Here is a 17,460-nt window from a genome sequence, read left to right as displayed (position 1 = left end):
GGTGTGTGGTTGTTCTTTGAGAACTCAACAGGGTGCTTGATAAGCCAGTGCCAATTATGATTTATACCCCGGACTGGCTGGGCATGCTTCGGTGTGTCTGGTTGGTTGGGATTCCTTTGGCAACACTTTTGTTGCCGGGACGATTGTTCAACAAGTTTTTGTTGGAGAGTTTGATCCTGGCTCAGGACGAACGCTGGCGGCGTGCTTAACACATGCAAGTCGAGCGGAAAGGCCCTTCGGGGTACTCGAGCGGCGAACGGGTGAGTAACACGTGAGCAACCTGCCCTAGGCTTTGGGATAACCCCGGGAAACCGGGGCTAATACCGAATAGGACCGTCGATCGCATGATCGTTGGTGGAAAGTTTTTCGGCCTGGGATGGGCTCGCGGCCTATCAGCTTGTTGGTGGGGTGATGGCCTACCAAGGCGACGACGGGTAGCCGGCCTGAGAGGGCGACCGGCCACACTGGGACTGAGACACGGCCCAGACTCCTACGGGAGGCAGCAGTGGGGAATATTGCACAATGGGCGGAAGCCTGATGCAGCGACGCCGCGTGAGGGATGACGGCCTTCGGGTTGTAAACCTCTTTCAGCAGGGACGAAGCGTAAGTGACGGTACCTGCAGAAGAAGCGCCGGCCAACTACGTGCCAGCAGCCGCGGTAAGACGTAGGGCGCGAGCGTTGTCCGGATTTATTGGGCGTAAAGAGCTCGTAGGCGGCTTGTCGCGTCGACTGTGAAAACCCGCAGCTCAACTGCGGGCCTGCAGTCGATACGGGCAGGCTAGAGTTCGGTAGGGGAGACTGGAATTCCTGGTGTAGCGGTGAAATGCGCAGATATCAGGAGGAACACCGGTGGCGAAGGCGGGTCTCTGGGCCGATACTGACGCTGAGGAGCGAAAGCGTGGGGAGCGAACAGGATTAGATACCCTGGTAGTCCACGCTGTAAACGTTGGGCGCTAGGTGTGGGGAGCCTCTCCGGTTCTCTGTGCCGCAGCTAACGCATTAAGCGCCCCGCCTGGGGAGTACGGCCGCAAGGCTAAAACTCAAAGGAATTGACGGGGGCCCGCACAAGCGGCGGAGCATGCGGATTAATTCGATGCAACGCGAAGAACCTTACCTGGGTTTGACATGGCCGCAAAACCGGCAGAGATGTCGGGTCCTTCGGGGGCGGTCACAGGTGGTGCATGGCTGTCGTCAGCTCGTGTCGTGAGATGTTGGGTTAAGTCCCGCAACGAGCGCAACCCTCGTTCGATGTTGCCAGCGCGTTATGGCGGGGACTCATCGAAGACTGCCGGGGTCAACTCGGAGGAAGGTGGGGATGACGTCAAGTCATCATGCCCCTTATGTCCAGGGCTTCACGCATGCTACAATGGCCGGTACAATGGGCTGCGATACCGTGAGGTGGAGCGAATCCCAAAAAGCCGGTCTCAGTTCGGATCGGGGTCTGCAACTCGACCCCGTGAAGTCGGAGTCGCTAGTAATCGCAGATCAGCAACGCTGCGGTGAATACGTTCCCGGGCCTTGTACACACCGCCCGTCACGTCACGAAAGTCGGCAACACCCGAAGCCGGTGGCCCAACCCTTGTGGAGGGAGCCGTCGAAGGTGGGGCTGGCGATTGGGACGAAGTCGTAACAAGGTAGCCGTACCGGAAGGTGCGGCTGGATCACCTCCTTTCTAAGGAGCACCTTCCACCGAAGGGTGGTAAGGAGCCCGCGACCTGCGAATGTCGGGTCGGGGTGCTCGATGGCGGAGACACTGGTGAGTTTTTCCCTGGCAACGGCCGGAATCTTCTAGTACGCATCTCTTCGGGGGTGGTGGAACGGGGGTTGTGGTGCGGCTGGGGAGGGGCGGATGGCACCCTGTTGGGTCCTGAAGGAACAACCCGTGGTGGTTGGTTCTTCTAGGTGATTACTGCCAGGCATGACCTGGTCTCGCAAACCGGATCCGTGTGGGTTTAGGTGTGGGATGTGGTGGGTTGTGGGTTGGTCGTTGGTTGAGAATTGCACAGTGGACGCGAGCATCTTTGTGGTCAAGTTGTCAAGGGCGAACGGTGGATGCCTTGGCACCAGGAGCCGATGAAGGACGTGGGAGGCCGCGATAGGCCTGGGGGAGCTGTCAACCAAGCTGTGATCCCAGGGTGTCCGAATGGGGAAACCTGGCATCAGTCATGTGATGTCACCTGCACCTGAACACATAGGGTGTATGGGGGGAACGCGGGGAAGTGAAACATCTCAGTACCCGTAGGAAGAGAAAACAAATAGTGATTCCGTGAGTAGTGGCGAGCGAAAGCGGATTGAGGCTAAACCGGCTGCGTGTGATACCTGTCAGGGGTTGCGTGGTCGGGGTTGTGGGACCCTGCTGAACATGCTGACACGTGTTCGAGGAGTTATAAAGTCAGTGGCTAGCCGAACAGTCTGGAAAGGCTGACCGTAGGCGGTGAGAGTCCGGTAGGTGAAAGTTGCTGACCTTCTGTGGGTGTTCCCGAGTAGCGGCGGACTCCTGAAATCTGCCGTGAATCTGCCAGGACCACCTGGTAAGCCTAAATACTTCCTGGTGACCGATAGCGGACAAGTACCGTGAGGGAATGGTGAAAAGTACCCCGGGAGGGGAGTGAAATAGTACCTGAAACCGTTCGCCTACAATCCGTCGGAGCCTTGCGGGGTGACGGCGTGCCTTTTGAAGAATGAGCCTGCGAGTTAGTGGCATGTGGCGAGGTTAACCCGTGTGGGGGAGCCGTAGCGAAAGCGAGTCTGAATAGGGCGTTTTTAGTCGCATGCTCTAGACCCGAAGCGGAGTGATCTAGCCATGGGCAGGCTGAAGCGCGGGTAAGACCGCGTGGAGGGCCGAACCCACCAACGTTGAAAAGTTGGGGGATGACCTGTGGTTAGGGGTGAAAGGCCAATCAAACTCCGTGATAGCTGGTTCTCCCCGAAATGCATTTAGGTGCAGCGTCGCGTGTTTCTTGCCGGAGGTAGAGCACTGGATGGTCTAGGGGGCCCACAAGCTTACCGAAATCAGCCAAACTCCGAATGCCGGTAAGTGAGAGCGCGGCAGTGAGACTGCGGGGGATAAGCTTCGTAGTCGAGAGGGAAACAGCCCAGATCACCAGCTAAGGCCCCTAAGCGTGTGCTAAGTGGAAAAGGATGTGGGGTCGCATAGACAACCAGGAGGTTGGCTTAGAAGCAGCCACCCTTTAAAGAGTGCGTAATAGCTCACTGGTCAAGTGGTTCCGCGCCGACAATGTAGCGGGGCTCAAGCACACCGCCGAAGCTGTGGCATTCACATTTTTACTTCGCCAGGCCTTGATGTCTGGTGCAGGTGTGTGGATGGGTAGGGGAGCGTCGTGCCGGGGGTGAAGCATCCGAGTGATCGAGGTGTGGACGCGGCACGAGTGAGAATGCAGGCATGAGTAGCGAAAGAAGGGTGAGAAACCCTTCCGCCGGATGACCAAGGGTTCCAGGGCCAGGCTAATCCGCCCTGGGTGAGTCGGGACCTAAGGCGAGGCCGAGAGGCGTAGTCGATGGACAACGGGTTGATATTCCCGTACCCGCGAAAGAGCGTCCCTGATGAACCTCGTTGTGCTAACCACCCGAGCCTGGTGAGGTCTTCGGACTGATCTGGGGGAGCGTGGGAACCTGGCGGGTAGTAGTCAAGCGATGGGGTGACGCAGGAAGGTAGCTGAGCCCGGCCGGTGGTTGTGCCGGGGTAAGCGTGTAGGCCGCACCATAGGCAAATCCGTGGTGCATGGGGCTGAGACGTGATGCCGAGCCGATTCAGGTGAAGTCAGTGATCCTATGCTGCCGAGAAAAGCCTCTAGCGAGTTCTTAGCGGCCCGTACCCCAAACCGACACAGGTGGTCAGGTAGAGAATACCGAGGCGATCGGGCGAACTGTGGTTAAGGAACTCGGCAAATTGCCCCCGTAACTTAGGGAGAAGGGGGGCCGGAGACGTGAAGCCCCGCGCGGGTGGAGCGTTGTATGGCCGCAGAGAGCAGGGGGAAGCGACTGTTTACTAAAAACACAGGTCCATGCGAAGAAGTAATTCGATGTATATGGACTGACGCCTGCCCGGTGCTGGAACGTTAAGGGGACCTGTTAGCTCTTCGGGGCGAAGCGGAGAACTTAAGCGCCAGTAAACGGCGGTGGTAACTATAACCATCCTAAGGTAGCGAAATTCCTTGTCGGGTAAGTTCCGACCTGCACGAATGGCGTAACGACTTCCCCACTGTCTCAACCACAGGCCCGGCGAAATTGCAGTACGAGTAAAGATGCTCGTTACGCGCGGCAGGACGGAAAGACCCCGGGACCTTTACTATAGCTTGACATTGGTATCCGAATTAGCTTGTGTAGGATAGGTGGGAGCCGGTGAAGTCCGTACGCCAGTACGGGTGGAGGCAATCTTGAAATACCACTCTGGTTGATTTGGGTATCTAACTTCGGACCGTTATCCGGTTCAGGGACAGTGTCTGGTGGGTAGTTTAACTGGGGCGGTTGCCTCCTAAAAGGTAACGGAGGCGCCCAAAGGTTCCCTCAGCCTGGTTGGCAATCAGGTGTTGAGTGCAAGTACACAAGGGAGCTTGACTGTGAGACTGACAGGTCGAGCAGGGACGAAAGTCGGGACTAGTGATCCGGCACTTGCGAGTGGAAGCGGTGTCGCTCAACGGATAAAAGGTACCCCGGGGATAACAGGCTGATCTTCCCCAAGAGTCCATATCGACGGGATGGTTTGGCACCTCGATGTCGGCTCGTCGCATCCTGGGGCTGTAGCAGGTCCCAAGGGTTGGGCTGTTCGCCCATTAAAGCGGTACGCGAGCTGGGTTTAGAACGTCGTGAGACAGTTCGGTCCCTATCCGCCGTGCGCGTAGGATACTTGAGAAGGGCTGTCCCTAGTACGAGAGGACCGGGACGGACGAACCTCTGGTGTGCCAGTTGTCCCGCCAGGGGCACGGCTGGTTAGCTACGTTCGGAAGGGATAACCGCTGAAAGCATCTAAGCGGGAAGCTCGCTTCAAGATGAGGTATCCCACCATCTTCGGATGGGTAAGGCCCCCAGCTAGACGACTGGGTTGATAGGCCGGAAATGTAAGCCCGGTAACGGGTTCAGTTGACCGGTACTAATAGGCCGAGGACTTGACTACATACTTTTTGCTTCGCGTCCACTGTGTGATTCACGGCTAACGAACGACCTGGACCGGTTGTTTGATATGTCGATAGTGTTACGGCGGTCATGGCGGAGGGGAAACGCCCGGTTACATTCCGAACCCGGAAGCTAAGCCCTCCAGCGCCGATGGTACTGCACTCGGGAGGGTGTGGGAGAGTAGGACACCGCCGGACTTCTTTTCAGTCGAGGGCCGCCCCAATGGGGTCGGCCCTCGACTGCGTAGCGCCGTTTGTGGCGCACTGAGGAAGGATGTACCAGTGAGTTCAGGACCGGAGGGCGGAGACCGTCCCCGTCGGTACGAGGACCGTGCCGACCGTCGAGGCGGCCGTGAGGGGTCGCCGCGCCGGGACGACCGTCCGCCGTACCGCGGCGACCGTGATCCGCGATCCGCCGGACAGCGCGGCGGACATGGCGCGGACCGGGGCGGTCGTGAGGCGGGTTCCCGCGACAACGATCGCCGGACCGGCGACTTCCGTCCGGGGCCGCGCGATGGCGGTTCCCGGGAGGGCGGCGGCTTCCGCCGCGACGGTGACGGTCGTCCGGGTGGTTACCGGCGTGACGACGACCGACGTCCGGGCGGATTCCGTGGCGATGACCGTCGGACCGGCGGTTTCCGTCGGGACGACCGCGAGGACCGGGGTGGCAGCGGATTCCGGCGCGAGGGCGGAGACGCCCGCCGCGACGACCGTGGGCCTCGGGACGGCGGGTTCCGTCGGGACGACCGGGCTCCCCGTGAGGGCGGTTTCCGGGGTGGCGACCGTCGCGAGGGTGGATTCCGTCGCGACGATCGTGGTGACGGTGGCTTCCGCCGGGACGATCGTGGTGACGGTGGCTTCCGTCCCGGTGGCCCGCGCGGAGCTGGTTCGTTCCGGGGAGGCGACCGCGAGGGCGGGTTCCGCCGCGACGACCGGGGGGCTCGCGACAGCGGACCTCGGCGGGACGACCGTAGCCAGCGTGAGGGCGGTTTCCGTCGGGACGACCGTGGTGAGGGTGGCTTCCGGCCCGGCGGTGCCCGTGAGGGCGGTTTCCGTCGGGATGACCGTGGTGAGGGTGGTTCCCGGCCTGGCGGTGCCCGTGAGGGTGGTTTCCGTCGTGAGGGCGGGGAGTTCCGTCGGGACGACCGGGCTCCCCGTGAGGGTGGTTTCCGGGGTGGCGACCGCCGTGAGGGCGGGTTCCGGAGCGGACCGTCCCGGGACTCCGGGTTCCGTGGTGGTGAGCACCGGGGGCACGACGCGCGCCGGGACGACCGTGGCCCGCGTGAGGGCGGTCTCCGTCGCGATGACCGTGGTGAGGGTGGCTTCCGGCCTGGCGGTGCCCGTGAGGGTGGTTTCCGTCGTGAGGGCGGGGAGTTCCGTCGGGACGACCGGGCTCCCCGTGAGGGTGGTTTCCGTCGTGAGGGCGGGGAGTTCCGTCGGGACGACCGGGCTCCCCGTGAGGGTGGTTTCCGGGCTGGCGACCGTCGCGAGGGCGGCTTCCGCCGCGACGACCGCGGTGAGGGCGGTGGCTACCGCTCGGGTCCGCGCGAGGGCTCGGCCCGCGAGGGCGATCGCCGGGACGGTGGGTTCCGCGGTGGTGACCGGCGGGACGCCGGCTTCCGGGGCGACCGTCGCGAGGGCGGCTTCCGGGGTGGCGACCAGGGCGGTCGCGGCACCCGGGAGGGCTTCCGGGACGGCGACCGCAGCCAGGACCGGCCGCGTTCGCACCGGGAGGACGACCGGGGAGGCTACGGCGACCGTCCGCGGCGCGACGACGGTGGTCGGTTCGGCGACCGTCGTCGCGAGGGTGACCGCTTCGGCGGCCCCCGTCGGGAGGATCGGGACAGCCGGCCGGCGGGTCGGGACGACCGTCGCGAGGAACGGCGGGACACGGCCGACACCGGTCGCGTCGAGGCGCCGTCCCTGCCGGACGAGATCGTGGCGAGCGACCTCGACACGGCGGTCCGGGCGGAGCTGCTCTCGCTGGCCAAGCCGGTGGCGGAGACCGTCGCCCGGCACCTCGTGGCGACCGGTCAGCTGATCGACGAGGACCCGGCTGAGGCGCTCGCGCACGCGCTGGCGGCCCGCCGGCTGGCCGCTCGGATCTCCGCCGTACGGGAGGCGGTCGGGCTGGCCGCGTACCACGCCGGGGAGTGGCAGACCGCCATCGCCGAGCTGCGGACGTACCACCGGATGACCGGGGCGCAGAGTCACCTGGCGGTGCTGGCCGACTGCGAGCGGGCGCTGGGGCGTCCGGAGCGGGCCATCGACCTGTTCCGGGGTGCCGACCGGGCCGCACTCGACCCGGCCACGGCGGTCGAGCTGCTCATCGTGGCCGCCGGTGCCCGGGGGGACCTCGGGCAGAAGGACGCCGCGGTGGCCATGCTGCAGGTGCCGGAGCTGACCGGTGACCAGGTCCAGCCGTGGACCGCGCGACTGCGGTACGCCTACGCCGACGCGCTGCTGGCGGCGGCCCGGCGCGAGGAGGCCCGGGAGTGGTTCGCCCGGGCCGCCGAGGCCGACCCCGACGCGGAGACCGACGCCGCGGAGCGCCTGCTGGAGCTGGACGGCGTGGTACTCGAAGGCGACGAGGACGAGGTCGACGAGGACGCCGGCGCGGAGTCGTCGGAGACGGCCCGGGCGGAGGGTGACATCACCGCCGGCGGCAACGTCGAGCCGGCCGGGGACGTCGAGGCCCGCACGGACACCGGGGCGAGCGCTTCCACCGAGGACGACGAGCCCGGCCGGGACGACGAGTCCGTCGACGGCGCCGGGGACGTCACGGCGGCGGACGCCGCTGGAGCCGAAGTGGTCGGCCCGGATTCGGACGAGGCCGACGCAGCTCCGGGGACGGACCGACGGTGAGCGGCGGGGAGCGGCTGGTCGACGGGTACCGTCTCGTGGTCTTCGACCTCGACGGCGTGATCTACCTGATCGACCGGCCGATCCCCGGCGCGGTGGAGGCGGTCGGTCGGCTGCGCGCCGACGGCCACCTCGTCGCGTACGCCACCAACAACGCCTCCCGCCGCTCCTCCGAGGTCGCCGAGCTGCTCACCGGCATGGGTGTGCCGGCCCGGCCGGAGGAGGTGCTGACCTCGGCCGCAGCTGCCGCCGAGGTGCTCCGGGACCGCCTTCCCGCCGACTCGGCGGTGCTGGTGGTCGGGGCCGACGCGTTACGGGCGGAGATCCGTGCCGCAGGTCTGCGGCCGGTCGACCGGGCTGAAGAGGAGCCGGTCGCCGTGGTGCAGGGGTATGGTCCGCAGGTCGGCTGGGCCCACCTGGCCGAGGCGGCGGTCGCCGTCCGCTCCGGTGCACTCTGGGTGGCCACCAACACCGACCGTACGCTGCCCAGCCCCCGGGGTCCGTTGCCGGGCAACGGCGCGCTGGTCGCGGCGCTGCGTACGGCCCTCGGCCGGGATCCCGACCTGGTGGTCGGCAAGCCGGAGCCGGCGCTGTTCGCCACCGCCGCCCGACGGGCCGACGGTGCGGGCTGCCTGGTGGTGGGTGACCGGCTGGACACCGACATCGAGGGCGCGGTTCGGGCCGGGTTGCCGAGCCTGCTGGTGTTGACCGGGGTCAGCGGGGTGGCCGACCTGCTCGCCGCGCCTCCGCAGGCACGACCGACGTACGTCTCGATGGACCTGGCGGGACTCTTCGATCCGGACGCCGTGGTGCGCGTACCCGGGGAGACGACGGCTGGCGGGTGGTCGGTCGCGGTCCGCGACGACGTGCTCGAGGTGAGCGGGTCGGGTCGGCCGCTGGACGCCCTAGCCACGCTCTGCGCGGTGGCCTGGTCCACGCCGGCGGGGCGTCGTCCGGTCCGGGCGGCCTCGCCCGGGGCGGAGCGGGCCCTGCGGACCCTCGGTCTGTCCGACTGAGCCGGGGCGGCCAGCCCGGCCGGCGGGCACCCGCCGGCCGCGTGACCGACGTGCTCGGCCACCCGACCGCGCAGGCGGTCGGCGGTCGCTCCCGGCCGGCCGGTCAGAGCAGCTTGCGGAGCTTCATCAGGTCGAACGGGTTGGCCTTGATCGACACGCGGCGGGACGCCACCGCGCGGGCCACGTCGAGTTCGCCACGGACCAGGGCGAGCAGGTCGTCGCCGGTGGTGACCAGGGCGATCCTGGCCGTCGGGTCGTCGCCGTCGGCGAGGTCGACCAGCCGGCCACCGGCCAGCCGGCCGTGGAAGGCCGTGTCGAGGTCGGTGACCCGGCAGGCGAGGGTGCGGTCCAGGTCGATGCGCTCGCGGACCTTGTCCGCGTTCGCGTCCAGCCGGGCGGCCAGGTCCCGCAACGCCTGCCGGCACTCGTCAACGCTGGCCACCATCGCCCCCTCGCCTCGCGCCACGTCCGCTCCGGGCACGGTACCGCACGGAGGCCGCCCGCCGGCCCGGTAGCGTGACACCAGCACATCCCGACCCCACGGAAGGACTCAGGTATGCAGGACGCGTGGCGCGCCTACCTCGAGCTGGCCATGGGCCTCACGGAGGCGCCCCGGAAGAAGGCACAGGACGCGGTCCGGCGGCTCGTCGGCTCCGGTGGGGCGACGGCCGCCCAGTTGCAGGCCCTGGCCGAGGAGCTGGTGGCGACCAGCGCGGCCAACCGGGAGTCACTGACCAAGCTGGTCCGGTTCGAGGTGGACCGGACGCTGGGTGCGGTGGGCCTGGCCACCGCCGACGAGGTCGCGGAGCTGACCCGACGGGTGCACGAGCTGGAGCGGCAGCTACGCGAGGCGCGAGCGGGGTCCGCTCCGGCCGGGGTGGGGGAGCCGTCGACCGCCGCCGTGGTGGCGAAGAAGACGGTCGCGAAGAAGACCGTGGCGAAGAAGACCGTGGCGAAGAAGACGGTCGCCCGGAAGGCTCCGGCGACGGTCAGCCGGACCGCCGGCGCGGACGAGACGCGGCTCGAGGTGCGTACCCCCGCGAAGAAGGCCGTGGTCAAGAAGACCGTGGCGAAGAAGGCGGTGGCGAAGAAGGCGGTGACCCGCGGCGGGACCGCTCCCGCCCCGGTCGAGCCGGGGTCGGGTGCGGCCGGATGACCGGGCGACCGCGCCGCCGGGGCCGGTCGTGAGCGCCCCGTTCCGTCCCGGCCCGCCGCCGGGTACTCCCCGTCCAGGACCGCCGGCTGGTGGGCCCCGTCCGGCACCGCCCGCTGGTGGGCCCCGTCCGGCACCGCCGGCCGCAATCCGTCCCGGGCCGCCGGACCAGGAGACCCACCCGGTCGACGGCGACGACGCCGTCCGGCACCCGGCGGTCGACGCCGCCGTGCGGGCGATCGCCAACGCGGCTGCCCTCGCCCCGGCCGACCAGATTCCCCACTACGAGGCCGCGTACCAGACGCTGCGGGAAACCCTCGCCACCATCGACCAGACCTGACCGACCGGAGAACCACCCCATGGCACGTCGTAACCGGCTGGACGCCGAACTCGTCCGCCGCGGTCTGGCCCGGTCCCGGGAGCAGGCCGCAGCCCTCGTCGAGGCGGGTCGGGTCCAGCTGCGAGGGGTGGTCGCCCGTAAGGCCGCCGCGATGGTCGACCCCGCCGACGCGCTGCGGGTCACCGGCGCGGACCCTGTTTCCGAGTACGTCTCCCGGGGCGGACACAAGCTGGCCGGTGCGCTGGCCGCCTTCACCGGCCTGCCGGTCGCCGGGCGGCGCTGCCTCGACGCGGGCGCGTCGACGGGCGGCTTCACCGACGTGCTGCTGCGCGCCGGCGCGGCTGAGGTGGTCGCGGTCGACGTCGGGTACGGGCAGCTCGCCTGGTCGCTGCGCAACGACGACCGGGTCCGGGTCTTCGAACGGACCAACGTGCGGGCCCTGACCGCGGAGGGGATCGGCGGGCCGGTCGACCTGACCGTGGCGGACCTGTCCTTCATCTCGCTGCGGCTGGTGCTGCCGGCCCTGGCCGGCTGCACCCGGCCCGACGGGGACCTGGCGCTGATGGTGAAGCCACAGTTCGAGGTGGGCCGGGAGCGGGTCGGCTCCGGTGGTGTGGTGCGCGATCCGCTGTTGCGGGCCGAGGCGGTGCTCGACGTGGCCGCCGCCGCCGCGAGTCTCGGCCTCGGCCTGGCCGGTGTGGCGGCGAGCCCGTTGCCGGGGCCCAGCGGCAACGTCGAATTCTTCGTATGGTTACGCCGGGACGCCCCGCCGGCTGACGCCGGGCGGGTCCGGTCGGTGGTCCTGGCCGGTCCGCGGTCGCCCGGGGAACTCGCCCCGGTGGACGCGGGAGGTGGCCCGGCCGATGCCCCGGTCGTGGCCGAGGGGTCGGCGCAGTGAGCGCGGGGTGGGCCCGCGCGGTCGTGGTCGGGGACGGAAGGCCGGGATCGGTGGGCACGAGGAGTGCGGTGGTCGGACAGGAGGCGCGGCGTGGTGGGCGCGGCTGACCCGGCGGGCCGGACGGCTCTGCTGGTGACGCACACCGGCCGGCGGCGCAGCACCGAACACGCGCGGGCGGTGGCGGCCGACCTCATCGCCGCCGGGTTCGAGGTGCGGGTGGTCGCCGAGGAGGCGGAGGACCTGGACCTGCCCGGCGTGGTTCCGGTGGACGGGCCGACGGCGGTCGAGGGGGCCGAGATCGTCTTCGCGCTGGGCGGGGACGGGACGTTCCTGCGGGCCGCGGAACTGGCCCGCCCGGCGAAGGTGCCGCTGCTCGGCATCAACCTCGGCAAGGTCGGCTTCCTGGCCGAGGCGGAGATCGACGACCTGGACCTGGCCGTCCGGGACGTGGTCGAGCGGAACTACACGGTGGACGAGCGGCTCACCCTCGACGTGACCGCCGAGTTCGAGGGCGGCCCGACCATCGAGTCGTGGGCGCTCAACGAGATCAGCGTCGAGAAGGGAGAGCGGGCCCAGATGCTCGAACTCCTGGTCGACGTGGACGGCCGGCCGCTGTCCCGGTACGGCTGCGACGGGGTGGTCTGCGCGACCCCCACCGGCTCCACCGCCTACGCGTTCTCCGGCGGCGGTCCGGTCGTCTGGCCCGAGGTGGAGGCGCTGCTGCTGGTGCCGATCAGCGCGCACGCCCTGTTCAGCCGGCCACTGGTCACCGCGCCCACCTCGATCTTCTCGATCACGGTGGACCCGTTCACCACCCTCGCCGTGCTCTGTTGCGACGGGCGCCGCGTGTACGACCTGCCGCCGGGGGCGCGGGTCACCGTCCGGCGGGGTTCACTGCCGGTACGCGTCGTGCGGCTGCGGACGCGGTCCTTCACCGACCGGCTGGTGGCGAAGTTCCGGTTGCCGGTGCACGGCTGGCGGGGCGGCCGCAGGTGAGCGCGCTCGTCCCGGCCGGGCACCGGCCCTGACCGATCCGCCGGTCCGGCCGGGCCGCGCCGCGTCGGCTGGTCAACTGTCGGGGCCCGCGTCTACTGTCGGTGGCTGTGCTGGAAGAGCTGCGCATCACCGGACTGGGTGTCATCGAGGACACCACGCTGCCGTTGACCGGCGGCATGAACGTCATCACGGGCGAGACGGGTGCCGGCAAGACCATGGTCGTCACCGGCCTGGGGCTGCTCTTCGGCGGCCGGGCCGACGCCGGTCGGGTGCGCGCCCAGCCGGGCCGGGCGGTGGTCGAGGGGCGGCTGCGGCTGACCGGGCGGGTCGCCGCGTCGGTGCACGCCCGCGTCGTCGACGCCGGTGGCGAGCCGGACGAGGACGGCTCGGTGCTGCTGAGCCGTACGGTCACCGTGGAGGGACGCTCCCGGGCGCACCTGGGGGGCCGGAGCATGCCGGTGTCCATGCTCGGCGAGGTCGGCGAGCAGGTGGTGGCCGTGCACGGCCAGTCCGACCAGCTCCGGCTGCTGCGGCCGGCCGAGCAGCGGGCCGCGCTGGACCGGTTCGCCGGCCCGGAGCACGAGAAACGTCTCGACGAGCTGCGGGAGGCGTACACCCGGTGGCGGCGGGTGGTCGACGACCTGGCCGACCGGCGGCGCAACGCCCGGGAACGCCACCGGGAGGCGGACCTGCTCCGGCTCGGGCTGGACGAGATCACTCGGGTCGACCCGCAGCCGGGTGAGGACGACGAGCTGAAGGCGGAGGCACAGCGGCTGGAGCACGCCGAGGGGCTGCGTACCGCCGCACAGACCGCCTACCAGTGCGTGGCCGGCGGCGCGGAGCCGACCGACGAGGTGGCCGACGCCACCGCGCTGCTGGGGGTGGCCCGGCGCGCCCTGGAGGCGCAGGCCGGAACGGATCCGGCGCTGGCCGACCTGGCGGCCCGGATCGAGGAGGCCGCGACCCTGGTCGGGGACGTCTCGTCGGAGCTGTCCGGTTACCTCGCGGCGCTGGACGCCGACCCGGCCCGGTTGCAGACCATCTACGAGCGCCGCGCCGCGCTGCGTACGCTGACCCGCAAGTACGCCGACGACGTCGACGGGGTGGTGGCCTGGGCGGAGCGCGCCCGGGCCCGCCTGGCCGACCTGGACACCTCCGACGACGTCCTCGACGAGCTGGACCGGGAGCGGCAACGGCTGGCCGCCGAGGTGGCCGAGCTGGCCGTCCGGCTGTCGGCGTCCCGGCGGGAGGCGGCGTCCCGGTTCGCCGGGGAGGTCACCGCCGAGCTGGCCGGGTTGGCCATGCCGCACGCGCGGATCGAGGTGGCGGTGCTGCCCCGGACCCCGGGGCGCAGCGAACCGACGCTGGAGGTCGACGGCGCGGAGGTCGGCATCGGGCCGGACGGCGCCGACGAGGTCGAGCTGCGCCTGCTGGCCCACCCGGGCGCGCCGGCGTTGCCGTTGCAGCGGGGCGCCTCCGGGGGTGAGCTGTCCCGGGTGATGCTCGCCATCGAGGTGGTCTTCGCCGGTTCCGGTGGTCCGCCCACGCTGGTCTTCGACGAGGTGGACGCCGGGGTGGGCGGGCAGGCGGCGGTGGAGATCGGCCGCCGGCTGGCCCGGCTGGCCCGTAGCCATCAGGTGCTGGTGGTCACCCACCTGCCCCAGGTGGCGGCGTTCGCCGACCGGCACCTGGTGGTGGCGAAGGACACCGGGGGAGCGGTGACCACCAGCGGCGTGCGGATGGTGGAGGACACCGAGCGGGCCCGGGAGCTGGCCCGGATGCTCGCGGGTTTGCCGGACTCCGACCTGGGTATCGCCCACGCGGAGGAGTTGCTCGCGGTGGCGGCCCGGGAACGACGGCCGTGACCGACGGCTCTGTGAGCGCAGCCACACCGGGCTGCGCTCACCTGTGCTTCCCTGGGTAGGCGGCCCTGCTCAGGCATGTCGCGACGGAAAACCCTGCCTCCCATGCCAGGATGGTCACGATGCGTCTACCCACCTTGCGCCGCAACCGGAGCACGGAACCGGGCTCCCTCGTCGGTACCGCACGCCTGGACCGCCGGACGAAGCGACTGGTCGGCCGGTTGCGACCGGGTGAGATCGCGGTGATCGACCACGTCGACGTGGACCGGGTGGCGGCCGACTCGCTGGTCGCCGTCGGTGTCGCCGCCGTGCTCAACGCGAAGCCGTCGATCTCCGGTCGCTACCCGAACCTGGGGCCGGAGGTGCTGGTGTCGGCCGGGATCCCGCTCCTCGACGATCTGGGCGAGGGGGTTTTCCAGCGGATCCGGGAGGGCGACGTCGTCCGGATCGAGGGGAACACCGTCTTCGTCGGCGACGAGCCGGTGGCGCACGGCACCCTCCAGGACGCCGAGACGGTGGCGAAGGCGATGGCCGACGCGCGGGAGGGTCTGTCGGTCCAGCTGGAGGCGTTCGCCGCGAACACCATGGACTACCTCAAGCAGGAACGCGACCTGCTGCTCGACGGGGTGGGCGTGCCGGAGATCCAGACCCCGATGCGGGGTCGGCACTGCCTGATCGTGGTCCGTGGCTACGACTACAAGGACGACCTGGACGTGCTGCGCCCGTACATCCGGGAGTTCAAGCCGGTGCTGATCGGCGTGGACGGCGGCGCGGACGCGCTGGTCGAGGCGGGCTACACCCCTGACATGATCATCGGGGACATGGACTCGGTCACCGACGACGTGCTGCGCTGCGGCGCCGAGGTGATCGTCCACGCGTACCCGGACGGGCGGGCACCGGGGCTGGCGCGGGTCACCGGGCTCGGGGTGTCGGCGCAGACCTTCCCCGCCGCCGCCACCAGCGAGGACCTGGCCATGCTGCTGGCCGACGAGAAGGGCGCCTCGCTGCTGGTCGCTGTCGGCACCCACGCCACCCTGGTGGAGTTCCTCGACAAGGGGCGCGGTGGCATGGCCTCGACCTTCCTGACCCGGTTGAAGGTGGGCGGGAAGCTGGTCGACGCCAAGGGGGTCAGCCGGCTCTACCGGCAGAGCATCTCCGGGTCGTCCCTGCTGCTGCTGGTCCTCTCCGCGGTCGCGGCGATGGCCTCGGCGGTGGCCGTCTCCACCGTCGGCAAGGCCTACCTGGGCGTGGCCTCGGAGTGGTGGGACAATTTCGTGTTCCAACTCGGCCAGCTCTTCTAGCTCCCCGACCGATCAAGAGGCTGCAAGCGTGATCAACTTCCGCTACCACGTGGTGTCCCTGACCGCGGTCTTCCTGGCGTTGGCGATCGGCCTGGTGGTCGGCACGGCCGCCCTGAACGGTCCGGTGGCCGACTCGCTCAAGGAGCGGGTCAGCTCGCTCAGCAAGGACAACCAGCAGATGCGTCAGGCGGTCAACAACCTGCAACGCGAGCTGGAGATGGAGGAGGACTTCGCGGCCGAGATGGCCCAGGCGTTCCTGCCGGGCACCCTGACCGGTAAGCGGGTGCTGGTGCTCAGCCTTCCCACCGGCCGCGACCACACCGAGGGCGTGGTGAAGATGCTCCAGACCGCCGGGGCCACGGTCACCGCGCGGATGGACGTGCAGGACAAGTTCGTCAGCCCGGACAACAACAACAACCTGCTGGAGCTGACGGCCACCGCCGCCGGCCCCACCGGCGCGCCGACCGCCAACCTGCCCGGCAACGGGCACGGCGTGGAGACCTCCAGCGCGCTGCTGGCCAACGTCCTGCTGGACCGCACGCCCGCGGTGACCGACGCCGACCGGAAGGCGGTGCTCGCCTCGTACGCCAACGCCGGGTACGTCACCTCCGCCGAGCCGGTCACCGGCCCGGCTGAGGCGGTCGTGCTGGTCAGCGGCCAGCCGTACGTGGACAAGGACGCCGACCGCAAGGACGAGTCGGTGGTGAAGATCGCCGAGCAGTTCGACCGGACCGGCACGCTCGTGGTGGCAGGCAACGGCTCGGCCGGCGGCAACGTGGTGGCCGTCGTCCGGGGCGACCCGGTGCTGTCGCAGTCCATCTCCACCGTCGACAACGGCAACACCCCGCAGGGGCAGCTGGTCTCCGTGATGGCCCTGGTGCAGCAGATCAACGAGAAGAAGGCGGGGCACTACGGTGTCGGCGACAGTGCCACGTCACTGGTGCCTAGACTGCCCCAGTGAGCGAACGCAGCGCCCCGATGCCCGTATCCTCCCGTCCCGCGTACCGGCTGAGGTGGTCGGCATGAGCGCGTGGAGCCGCACAGCCCGGCTGCTGGCCGCCGGGGCCGGCGCGCTCGCCGCCCGCCACCTGCTGGGCCAGGTCCGCAACTCGCCGGCCGGTCCGGCGCTGGAGCGCACCAACTTCCGGGGCCACACGGTCACCCTGGCCGCCGGGCCGGCGCTCGCCGCGGGCGCGGCCACCGCCGGTGCGCTCGGCGCGGCCAGCCCCGCCTCCGGCGCCGCCGCACTGGTCGCCGGACTCGGTGCCGGCGCGGTCGGGCTCTACGACGACGTGGTGGGTGCCCGCCCCGAGCAGAAGGCGGCGAAGGGCTTCTCCGGTCACCTCACCGCGCTGCGCGAGGGCATGGTCACCGCCGGCCTGGTGAAGGTCGTCGGGGTCGGCGCGGCCGGTCTCGCCGCCGCCGCCCTGCTCGCCGCCGACCCCCAGGTCGCCGCGCACCGCCGCCGGCAGCGGCTGGGCACCCTGGGCCAGACCACCGACGTGCTGCTCGGCGCGGGCGTGGTGGCCGGTACGGCGAACCTGCTCAACCTGCTCGACCTGCGGCCCGGCCGGGCGCTGAAGTCCGGCATCCTGCTCGGCACGCCGCTGGTGCGGGGTCCGCACGGCGGGCTGGCCGCCGGGGCGGTCGGTGCCGCCGCCGGGCTGATCCGCGACGACCTCGACGAGCAGGTGATGCTCGGCGACAGCGGGGCCAACGCGCTCGGCGCGCTGCTCGGCGTCGCCCTGGCCGCCCGGACCGGACCGGTCGGGCGGGCCGGGATCCTCGCCGTGCTCGCCGGGCTCACCGCGGCCAGCGAGAAGGTCAGCTTCACCGCGGTCATCCAGAAGACCCCCGGGCTGCGCGAGCTGGACGCGCTGGGCCGACGCCCCGCCTGAC

Annotated in this window: 12 protein-coding genes and 3 rRNA genes; 14 read left to right on the top strand and 1 reads right to left on the bottom strand. The window is 69.6% G+C overall.

Annotation, left to right across the window (positions count from 1 at the left end):
- Positions 1–158: 158 nt before the first annotated feature.
- The 6 genes from GA0074694_RS26380 (at position 159) to GA0074694_RS26355 (ending at position 9,011) form a co-directional block, all read left to right on the top strand.
- Positions 159–1,673: ribosomal RNA gene (locus GA0074694_RS26380) — 16S ribosomal RNA — on the top strand.
- A 353-nt stretch (positions 1,674–2,026) separates the two neighbouring features.
- Positions 2,027–5,135: ribosomal RNA gene (locus GA0074694_RS26375) — 23S ribosomal RNA — on the top strand.
- A gap of 79 nt (positions 5,136–5,214) precedes the next feature.
- Positions 5,215–5,331, top strand: a 5S ribosomal RNA gene (rrf, locus tag GA0074694_RS26370).
- Together the 16S, 23S and 5S rRNA genes form the textbook arrangement of a ribosomal RNA operon.
- Positions 5,332–5,464: 133 nt before the next feature.
- Positions 5,465–7,174: a hypothetical protein gene (locus GA0074694_RS31190; RefSeq protein ID WP_141714285.1), complete on the top strand. Its 1,710-nt coding sequence runs from the start codon at positions 5,465–5,467 to the stop codon at positions 7,172–7,174.
- Complete coding sequence (locus GA0074694_RS26360; protein WP_425413670.1) at positions 7,129–7,998, top strand: tetratricopeptide repeat protein; 870 nt, start codon at positions 7,129–7,131, stop codon at positions 7,996–7,998. The genes GA0074694_RS31190 and GA0074694_RS26360 overlap by 46 nt, the downstream gene beginning before the upstream one ends.
- Positions 7,995–9,011 carry an HAD-IIA family hydrolase gene (locus tag GA0074694_RS26355; protein ID WP_091462692.1) on the top strand — a complete coding sequence of 339 codons (1,017 nt, stop codon included), beginning with the start codon at positions 7,995–7,997 and terminating at the stop codon, positions 9,009–9,011. The genes GA0074694_RS26360 and GA0074694_RS26355 overlap by 4 nt, the downstream gene beginning before the upstream one ends.
- A 103-nt stretch (positions 9,012–9,114) precedes the next feature.
- Here the strand turns inward: GA0074694_RS26355 and GA0074694_RS26350 are convergent, their stop codons facing one another.
- Entirely contained in the window at positions 9,115–9,453 is a 339-nt protein-coding gene (locus GA0074694_RS26350) for an alkyl sulfatase C-terminal domain-containing protein (RefSeq protein ID WP_091464029.1), read from the bottom strand.
- 114 nt (positions 9,454–9,567) lie between these two features.
- Here GA0074694_RS26350 and GA0074694_RS26345 point away from each other — a divergent pair, with 114 nt between their 5' ends.
- The 8 genes from GA0074694_RS26345 (at position 9,568) to GA0074694_RS26310 (ending at position 17,459) form a co-directional block, all read left to right on the top strand.
- Positions 9,568–10,167, top strand: coding sequence for a phasin family protein (locus GA0074694_RS26345; RefSeq protein ID WP_091462691.1), 600 nt, complete (start codon positions 9,568–9,570; stop codon positions 10,165–10,167).
- 28 nt (positions 10,168–10,195) lie between these two features.
- Positions 10,196–10,504 (top strand): hypothetical protein, encoded by a 309-nt coding sequence (locus GA0074694_RS33355; protein WP_245714917.1) that lies wholly within the window; start codon positions 10,196–10,198, stop codon positions 10,502–10,504.
- A gap of 19 nt (positions 10,505–10,523) precedes the next feature.
- Entirely contained in the window at positions 10,524–11,402 is an 879-nt protein-coding gene (locus tag GA0074694_RS26335) for a TlyA family RNA methyltransferase (RefSeq protein ID WP_091462689.1), read from the top strand.
- A 90-nt stretch (positions 11,403–11,492) separates the two neighbouring features.
- Entirely contained in the window at positions 11,493–12,398 is a 906-nt protein-coding gene (locus tag GA0074694_RS26330) for an NAD kinase (RefSeq protein ID WP_245714916.1), read from the top strand.
- Positions 12,399–12,505: 107 nt separating this feature from the next.
- The gene (gene recN, locus GA0074694_RS26325; RefSeq protein WP_091462688.1) at positions 12,506–14,263 is read left to right on the top strand and encodes a DNA repair protein RecN; all 1,758 of its coding nucleotides are present in this window, start codon (positions 12,506–12,508) and stop codon (positions 14,261–14,263) included.
- Between the two features lie 119 nt (positions 14,264–14,382).
- Positions 14,383–15,561, top strand: coding sequence for a putative cytokinetic ring protein SteA (gene steA, locus GA0074694_RS26320; RefSeq protein ID WP_091462687.1), 1,179 nt, complete (start codon positions 14,383–14,385; stop codon positions 15,559–15,561).
- 28 nt (positions 15,562–15,589) lie between these two features.
- Positions 15,590–16,522, top strand: a complete 933-nt coding sequence (locus GA0074694_RS26315) for a copper transporter (RefSeq protein WP_091462686.1) — start codon at positions 15,590–15,592, stop codon at positions 16,520–16,522.
- 61 nt (positions 16,523–16,583) lie between these two features.
- On the top strand, positions 16,584–17,459 hold the full coding sequence (locus tag GA0074694_RS26310) for a hypothetical protein (RefSeq protein WP_091462685.1): 876 nt from the start codon (positions 16,584–16,586) through the stop codon (positions 17,457–17,459).
- Position 17,460: the final 1 nt, after the last annotated feature.

The sequence above is a fragment of the Micromonospora inyonensis genome (assembly GCF_900091415.1).
Classification (GTDB): Bacteria; Actinomycetota; Actinomycetes; order Mycobacteriales; family Micromonosporaceae; genus Micromonospora; species Micromonospora inyonensis.
This window is presented reverse-complemented; position numbering and strand designations above follow the sequence as displayed.